We start from the raw sequence: 8238 nt of genomic DNA, 5'->3' as shown, positions 1-8238 counted from the left end.
CCGCGCAGAAACCACGTTTTTTGAATGGCTTGGTAATCGCGGATCATCGACTCATCTTCAAACAGTAAATAATCGATTTCATCATTCATCAGTTTTTTTTTAAATGCGGGAATGTATCTTCCGAAAACTGGCGCTGCTTTTCTTCATCCGCCGCCGCTAAGGTATAGGTGGGTTTCGTATAGCTTAACCCTTGGCGATGCATCATTTTCGAAACACCACGCAGCGAATAGGTATAGCCAAATTCTCGTTTAATAAAGGCCGCGATGATTTCCAACGTCCAGTTGTGGCGGGCCGTAAAACCCACATCATTTGGAACTGAGCTTACAATGGTCTGCTTTAGTTTTTCCTGCTGCTCTTTCGTTAAGCGAACAGGTGCTCCTGGTGAATGATTCATTTTCAAAGCGGAAAGACCACCTGTTTGATAAGCTTGAATATAGCCTTTTACCGTTTGAACGCTTCGGTTTAAAATAGGCGCAATCGCTTCCGCCCGGGTACCTTGCAAATATAAATATAGCGCCTGATAACGCTCGTACATGCGGCGATCTTTTGCTTTTTTCATCGCTTGCTTAACTTCTTCTAATTTTTGTGCGTTTTCCATCTTCATTCCCTGCCTGTCTGTTCATGTTTCATTACTTATTCGACAAGTAGGTATGAATTTCCTTACCATAGATTTCTAAGGTCTTTAGTTCAACTTATATAGCTAAGAATCCCACGGCTTTATCCGTGTCGGAGGCTCAAAATCACTGTGGTTCCATGATGAGGCTTACTACGAACCTCAATCGTTCCTTTGTGAACCTCTACAATCCATTTACATAAAGACAGTCCCAGCCCTGTTCCACCTTGACTTCTTGTTCGGGAATCACCTACACGATAAAATCGTTGAAAAATATAGGGTAAATGTTCTTCAGGAATCCCAATCCCATTATCAATCACTTCAATCTGGGCGAATTTTCCTTTACTTGTTACATGGATCGCCACTGTTCCACCTTCCGGTGTGTACTTAATGGCATTTTCAATTAGATTAACAAACAGTCTTCGAAGAAGATCCTCATCGCCATGGAAGGTGATTGTCTCGGGTGTCTTAAAAGTAAGCTCAATTTTTTTGTTCACAGCTATGGATGATAAATGATTCCTTACATATTCGAATAATCGAATTCCGTCAATGACTTTTGAGACAATCTGATTTGGGTCTGAGGTTTTTGTAGATAAATATAAGAATTTTTCTACCATGTCCGATAAATATACAATCTCTTCCATGACGGAATAAAGCACACTCTTATATTCTTCCGCCGATCTGTCCTTGTTTAATGCCACATCGATTTCTCCACGCAAAATCGTCAATGAAGTACGAAGTTCATGGGAAACATCGGAAGTGAACTGCTGAATCTGGGCGAATGAGATTTCTAGTCGGTCAATCATACTATTTAAAGTTTTAGCTAAGATCTGCAATTCGTCTTCCGATCCTTCAATGGGTAACCTCTCATGCAAATTCGTGACTGAGATACTATTGGTAGCTGTAACGATTTTCTTAATCGGCTGCAGTGTTTTGCTGGAAATTAGCCATCCTATCACGATTGAAATTGCTGCAAATCCGAAATTGCAGATGATAGTTATGTTTCGCAACTGATGGATGGCAACATGACGAATCCTATCATATGTTGCAACCGTAATTCTGTATGTCAATTTATTTTTGGTTAGAAGTGGGAGAGACATCGCACGAAGCGGTATTCCATTCAGCTCAGGATCCCAACTGAAGCTCTTTTCATCAACCATATTCATAGTTGCTGAGACAATACGTTGCCCGTGCAGATTTTGTGAGGCTGCGATGACTTGGCCCTGTTCGTTTTCGATTTGCCAGTACATCTCTTCTTTTTGAATCCCTATCGAAACAGGTAATCCATTCAGATGATTTTCGATTTCAGAAAACGAATAACCATACTCAATACAATAGGCAATCATATCTCCCTCTCTGACCAGCATCGAATCGACTTCTTCGTTTAATGAATCGGAAAATGTAATATATAATAGAGCGCTGAATAGTGATAAAATCAATATAAAAATAATAGAATGCCAGATTGTGATCCTCCAGCTGATACTTTTTGAAAAATTTATGATTTTCATTCTTCACCTTTGATCACATAACCGACACTATAAACCGTATGGATCAGTTTCAAATCAGTATCTTTGTCAATTTTATTCCTCAAATGATTGATATACACATCAACCACATTCGTACCCGTACTGTAAGCATCCATCCACACATGTTCAAGAATCAAAGTTCGCGACAATATCCTGCCTGCATTTCTGATCATAAATTCTAAGATCGCATATTCCTTATTCGAAGTATAAATATGGCGCCCGCCCCGTATTACTTCTCTCGTGGAAGGGTTTAACGTCAGGTCTGCTACTTGTAAAATAGGAGACGCATTCTCTTGATTTCGTCTCAGCAAACTACGCATACGGGCTAATAACTCCGAAAAAGCAAAAGGTTTTGTCATAAAATCGTCCGCACCTGCATCGAGTCCCTTTACTTTATCAACCACGGAATCTTTAGCACTTAGAATCAGAATAGGAGTTTTTGTTCCATTCGACCTCAGTTCACTAATAAGCCGAATCCCATTCTTCATCGGAATCATAATATCCACGATGATAAGATCATAATCTTCGATACAAACCAGTTCAGAAGCCGTCTCACCATCGTACGCCACATCTACGACATAATGATGCTCCTTTAATCCTTGCGAAATGAAACGAGCGACTTTTGCCTCATCTTCAACCAACAATACGCGCATTCGATCATCCCCCACCAATCCGCCTAAAACAATGATAATCATTATCAATTTCAATTGTATCGTCAGCCAATTGCATTATCTATAAGAAATAACTTCCATATTGGCGAAAATAGTTGACATAGATTTTGTCCATTTAAAACAAGCCACCTTTAAAAAGGTGGCTTGTTTTAAATTGTATGTTTACTATTTTTTATAATCAGCCGTATATTTAAACTCTTGTTTTGTCCACCACTCTTCCACATCATGGTAAGCGAAATTGTCTGTATCCAATTCCACCCAGAAAGTAAAATCATATGTGCCTTCACTTGGCATTTTTACATTTAATCCGTAGTGAGGACCATCACCGGCTGTCATCGGATAGAGTCGTCCAGATAACTTATCACCCGTTTTCTTATTCGTTGCCTCATAGGTGACTTTCATGCCTGGAATCCAGTCTCCAGGTGCAAATCCCCATTTATTATCTTCAATCGCATGGAAGTCTCCTTCAAGGTGAATATCTGCCTCTTTGTCTCCTGGCATTCCATGATAATTAACTGGATGAACATTCTTTGCAACTGGAATATAAACGAAAGCAAATTCAGTTCCAAACTTGTTTTCCTTACCGATAGGTACATCTGCAGGACCTGCAGTAGCGTCAACAGGTTGCGCATTATGCTCCGGCGCATTGGCTTCTATCGCTTTTTTGGTTTCCTGGTGCGATGAATCTGAATTCACCTCTGGTTTCGCACTGCATCCGGCAAGCATCAAGATCCCTAAAGACAATACAAGCGATGATAATATGAGCTTTTTATTAAACATTTTTACCCTCTCCTTGATATTTATTACGTACACTGATCACCAAACCCAGAAATAGAATAATCAATAATCCGCTCTGGGCTGCTATCGCTTCTACTGTCGGATATATTCCTAATAAATTCATTTCAGGCATCCAATGAATCTCCGTGGAATTAAGGGAACCAACAAATTGCAATTCACGAATTCCATACCCCAAGAAACGAAAAGCCATAACATTCAATAAAATACTTGTCCCTAAAAAATAAGGTTTCAATGGGATCTTCACAGCATAACGGTTGAAAGAATAGTAAACCGCCCCGAGAATAAACAAGCCTGCAACCAAACCACCTACGACAACAGCTGAATTTGAACCGCTCATTGCATATATGGCTTGATAAAAGAGAATCGTTTCAAACCCTTCACGATATACGGCCAAAAAAGCTGTCATTCCTAGGGCAAACAAACTTCCCGTTGCGATTGAAGTTTTCATTCTGCCTTCTACGAATTGTTTCCATCGTGAGGCTTTAGCCTTGCCAATCAACCAGTAGCTTACCCAGATGAGAACCGCAGCAGCTACGATCATCGTTACTCCTTCCATTACTTCTCGGCTTGCTCCGCTGACGGTAAGGACAGTTTGTAAAAGCACGGCTGTAATCAAACTGGCTGCAATCGCTCCGCCTGCTCCCCAATAAATACTCTTTAACTTGTTTCTATGACCAGATTTAATGAGGAATGACGTTAAGGCCCCGATAACTAATATCGCTTCCAAACCTTCCCGCAAGATAATGGTTAACGAATCAAAAAATAACGAAATCGGGCTAGCGGGTACTGTAAGTAATTCTTTAACGCGCTGAAGATTACGTTTTAAAGAAACGATCTCGCTTTGCAGATCTGTTGGGCTCGCTTTAGCAGCGATAAGCTCCCTTAATCTTGCAAACTTTTGTTCCGATTGAATGAGCAATTTCTGATTTTTGGCAGCAATCTTCGATTCCAAGGGACCAAACAAAGCATAGGAGTTCAAAGCTTCTGTCAATGCTGGTTCAATATCACCCTGTTGATACAGTACATATACACGATCCAACGATGTATTAAGCTCTTCAATTGTGGATTCTGTATCTTCTCCCTTGCTTTGAGACAACCCGACAATATCCAACAGAACTGCTGACAGTTCAGCCGATAAGGAAGCGATATGTTTCGGATCGCCACGATCATTTATTTTCTGTGTGAGATCATCAAGGCCTTCCTTGACTTTATTCGTTGCTTTTTTATCTATTTCAGATAACGAGGTACTGAGCGAATTAAATTCAGCTTTTGCTCTTCCCACATAAATTTTCGCTTCCTTGTATTCGCCCCAATTCACCACTTCCCCGGTTTTATCCACTCCTAATGAATATTCGACGGGAATGGTGTTAATAAATCGAGCGGTTTGGACAACCTTCTCTTTAAATGCATCGTATTCTTGCGCCCATACTTGCTGCGTAAAGAATGCAGGGATTAACGTTAATAATATGAAAAGCGTACTAGCAATGGCGCGTTTTATTGTTAATATCACTGCATGTTCACCTCCGCATACTCTAATTGAGAATAATAATCTTTTTCGCTATTCCACAATACCAAGGCATTTTAAATTTTGGATTAAAAAAAAATTAACGAATTTTAATTATCCCCAACACTATAAAATTAAAGCTTTTTAATTTTGTATTAAATAGTTTTTTAGTTTTCTCCTGTAATATAACGGAGTAATTAATCGATTGATAATGATTATCATTAATATCTAAATATCTTTTAGCTCTAATTCTTTTACTTGGGGGAATTATTATGCAAAATCCAGTGGTTAAAACAGATCGAAAAACGCTGGGAAAGTGGGGGGAGCAATTTTTATTTGTTTTAATGCGTATTCTTTTCGGTGTGGGTTGGGTGTTGGCAGGGATAACGAAGATATTAGGAGGAGGAGGATCTTCAGGTCATTCATGGTTTGTTCAGCCGGGAGTTTTTCTCACCGATTATTTGATGAAAGTATTGGAAAAACCGAACGTTCCAGACTTTTACAAAATCTTTATCGAAGATACAGCATTAAATCAAGTTATGTTTTTAAATTATGCAATTCCGGTCACTCAGGTCGTTGTTGGATTATTTCTCATCACAGGGTTCTTGACACTGCCTTCCGTACTTATTTGTCTATTTATGCATATTAATTTCATTCTTTCAGGTAATATAAACTTAATGAGTCTCATTCTTTATACAACTGCATTTAGCATTTTACTTAGTGGAAGACGTATTTACGTTTTAAGTTTGGATCAATATTTAAAATTGGATAACGTATTTTACTTAAAAAAAGAAAAACTCAAAGTAGTCCCCGTCCATTCGACAGAAACTTTTTCAAGAGAGGATCTTAAAAAACTTTTACAAGAAGGTATCATCGAAATCGCAAACTCCATTAATCAAGCTCAGGCATCACAAGATGAGCGAATAGAACAATTGATCGCATATCTTGAGAAAAAACACATGAATGAAAATAATCTTTTTGAACATCAAAATAAAGTAAAACAAGCAGTTTATTAATGCTGCAGTTTTGAAACGAAACGCACCAATCTGCGGCAACCGATACCTCCCTTTCCTTTGCCCCACCAGCGCCAGCACCGGCCGTTCCTGCACCGACCACGCCTGCACCAGCACCGGAAGCTGCAAAGCCCGCCCCGGCGGCTCCTGCGGCGACGGACGGCGGGGTGTACATGGTGAAATCAGGCGATACGCTGTGGAAAATCGGCAAGAAACACAACACGACATGGCAGAAGCTGCAAGAGCTGAATAAGTTCAACGACCCAAATCTGATTTTCCCGGGGCAGAAGGTTAAGCTTCCTGCTGCCGGATAAAGCGGCAGAACCCGGACCTACCAATTTGATTGTGCCTGCAGTCTATACGCCCAGCTGGTCGCGTACCGGCCGGGTGTTTCTTTTTGCTACTATATAAAAATGCTTCTCTGGTAATTCGTTTTACTTCTATGTCCGAGCGGCGCTAGTTTTTTATGGTGTAATTCATATAAATTCTGACAACGGCTTGAAACAGAATCATCGTGGGTAACGATAACAAGTGTCATTCCTCTTTGATGCAGCATATCGAAAATGTTCAATATGGATTCCTCAGTCTCCTCATCCAATGAGCCAGTAGGCTCATCTGCAAGAAGTATTGATGGTTTTTTTATAATGGCACGAGCAATCGCAACTCTCTGACGTTCACCGCCAGATAATGTTGAAATGCTCCTTTTTATAGTATGTTCTATTTCTAATTCATACAATGTTTTTTCAATTTCGCTTTTAATTTGGTTTTTAGGCATTCCAAGATATTGCAATGGAAGCGCAATATTGTTGAATACATTCCGATCATCAAGCAAATGGAAGTTTTGTGTGACAAAAGCGACATTCTTTCGGCGATATTCCGCAATTTCATTTGCGGTTAGTTTTGAAATATTAGTACCATTAAAAAACATTTCTCCCTCTTCAAAAGGAAGCAGTCCTCCTAAGATATTTAATAATGTTGTTTTTCCACAACCGCTTTTTCCCTTAATCGCAACGGATTCTCCTTCATGTATTCGAAGATCTAATTTTTCTAAAATATTTGTATACTGGCTTCCGTTTTTAAAACGTTTTGTTATTCCAGAGAGTTCAAGTAACATATTATTACCTTCCTCCTTCATCTTCGATATGTATATAATCTGTAATAGGGTTAAATAAAAGCTTACAAGCAGGCAGGACACAAAGTATTATACTCATAGCCATACAAAGGAGTAACATATAAAACTGTGTTAGGTAATCCCCAATTTTCAGTATATTCTCTAGGATAATGAAATTAGTTAGATAAGCAGCCAGTAAAACACTACTAATTTCTAACCATTGCATTTTTATAAGTCCCAATTTTGTCGCCCCATTTATATAATGTATTGCAAGAGATGACATTCTCCTTTTCTGTTGTAATAACAAAATGATGGAAATGATAATTAAATTTAAAATAGATGTAGAAATAAATATAAATTCTACAAGCATTTTATCTTCTTGCAGTACTGTCATTAAGCCTCTATATTTGTTGTAATGTGGATTCATTCCAATAAATGAGTATTCAATCGAACTCTTTTGGGCAATTGCCTCTATTCTTTGCATTAATTTTTGGACTTTTGATGGAATATTTTCTGTTGCAGCATAACCGTTAATCATAGCCAAATAACTTGCTTTTTGGAATAATTCGTCACCTTGCGCTGCGGGCTCCTCATAATCTCTGTAGGGGAGAACCATATAGTTATCCAGGTAAAACTCAGCGTTACTATTAAAGTAAATCTTACTATTTTTCTTTAAAAATCCAATAACTCGTATCGTTAACGTTTTTTGATAATGATTAATCGTTGTTTCATCACCAATATGATAAACATTTCGATATGAAGAACCTAACAAAACAGGCATTATTTCGTTTGAATCTTTAAAATCAGAATCGTCCCAAATTTTTCCTTCTTCTGTAACTAACCCAAAAAAGTCTAGAGCTTGCTTATTCATTTGAAATGATTTAACTGCTAAAAATAAGATATCATTGAGCACGCCTGTTGATTAACCAACTTTTGGGATATCAAGACGTGAGAAATAGACGTATTTATCCAGAATCTTAGTAACAGCAATGAGCCATTCCG

Annotated in this window: 9 protein-coding genes; 2 read left to right on the top strand and 7 right to left on the bottom strand. The window is 38.6% G+C overall.

Features of this window, described 5'->3' with window-relative positions; translation table 11 throughout:
* Positions 1 to 88: 88 nt before the first annotated feature.
* The 5 genes from BLO51_RS27850 to BLO51_RS27830 form a co-directional block, all read right to left on the bottom strand.
* Positions 89 to 598, bottom strand: a complete 510-nt coding sequence (locus BLO51_RS27850; RefSeq protein ID WP_167670369.1) for a helix-turn-helix domain-containing protein — start codon at positions 596 to 598, stop codon at positions 89 to 91.
* A 119-nt stretch (positions 599 to 717) separates the two neighbouring features.
* Positions 718 to 1980 (bottom strand): ATP-binding protein, encoded by a 1263-nt coding sequence (locus tag BLO51_RS27845; protein ID WP_245719868.1) that lies wholly within the window; start codon positions 1978 to 1980, stop codon positions 718 to 720.
* A gap of 137 nt (positions 1981 to 2117) precedes the next feature.
* On the bottom strand, positions 2118 to 2834 hold the full coding sequence (locus BLO51_RS27840; protein WP_245719867.1) for a response regulator transcription factor: 717 nt from the start codon (positions 2832 to 2834) through the stop codon (positions 2118 to 2120).
* A gap of 141 nt (positions 2835 to 2975) precedes the next feature.
* On the bottom strand, positions 2976 to 3590 hold the full coding sequence (locus BLO51_RS27835) for an iron transporter (protein ID WP_090677352.1): 615 nt from the start codon (positions 3588 to 3590) through the stop codon (positions 2976 to 2978).
* Complete coding sequence (locus BLO51_RS27830) at positions 3583 to 5118, bottom strand: FTR1 family iron permease (protein ID WP_167670368.1); 1536 nt, start codon at positions 5116 to 5118, stop codon at positions 3583 to 3585. The genes BLO51_RS27835 and BLO51_RS27830 overlap by 8 nt, the downstream gene beginning before the upstream one ends.
* A gap of 266 nt (positions 5119 to 5384) precedes the next feature.
* Between BLO51_RS27830 and BLO51_RS27825 the strand changes: the two genes are divergently transcribed.
* Positions 5385 to 6128: a DoxX family membrane protein gene (locus tag BLO51_RS27825; protein ID WP_143007020.1), complete on the top strand. Its 744-nt coding sequence runs from the start codon at positions 5385 to 5387 to the stop codon at positions 6126 to 6128.
* 170 nt (positions 6129 to 6298) lie between these two features.
* Positions 6299 to 6439 carry a LysM peptidoglycan-binding domain-containing protein gene (locus BLO51_RS30685; RefSeq protein WP_425415842.1) on the top strand — a complete coding sequence of 47 codons (141 nt, stop codon included), beginning with the start codon at positions 6299 to 6301 and terminating at the stop codon, positions 6437 to 6439.
* Positions 6440 to 6528: 89 nt separating this feature from the next.
* Here BLO51_RS30685 and BLO51_RS27815 read toward each other — a convergent pair whose 3' ends face one another.
* Positions 6529 to 7239, bottom strand: a complete 711-nt coding sequence (locus tag BLO51_RS27815) for an ABC transporter ATP-binding protein (protein ID WP_090677347.1) — start codon at positions 7237 to 7239, stop codon at positions 6529 to 6531.
* A gap of 4 nt (positions 7240 to 7243) precedes the next feature.
* Complete coding sequence (locus BLO51_RS27810; protein ID WP_090677346.1) at positions 7244 to 8107, bottom strand: hypothetical protein; 864 nt, start codon at positions 8105 to 8107, stop codon at positions 7244 to 7246.
* Positions 8108 to 8238 lie beyond the last annotated feature (131 nt).

The organism is Paenibacillus tianmuensis (genome assembly GCF_900100345.1).
Classification (GTDB): Bacteria; Bacillota; Bacilli; order Paenibacillales; family NBRC-103111; genus Paenibacillus_G; species Paenibacillus_G tianmuensis.
This window is presented reverse-complemented; position numbering and strand designations above follow the sequence as displayed.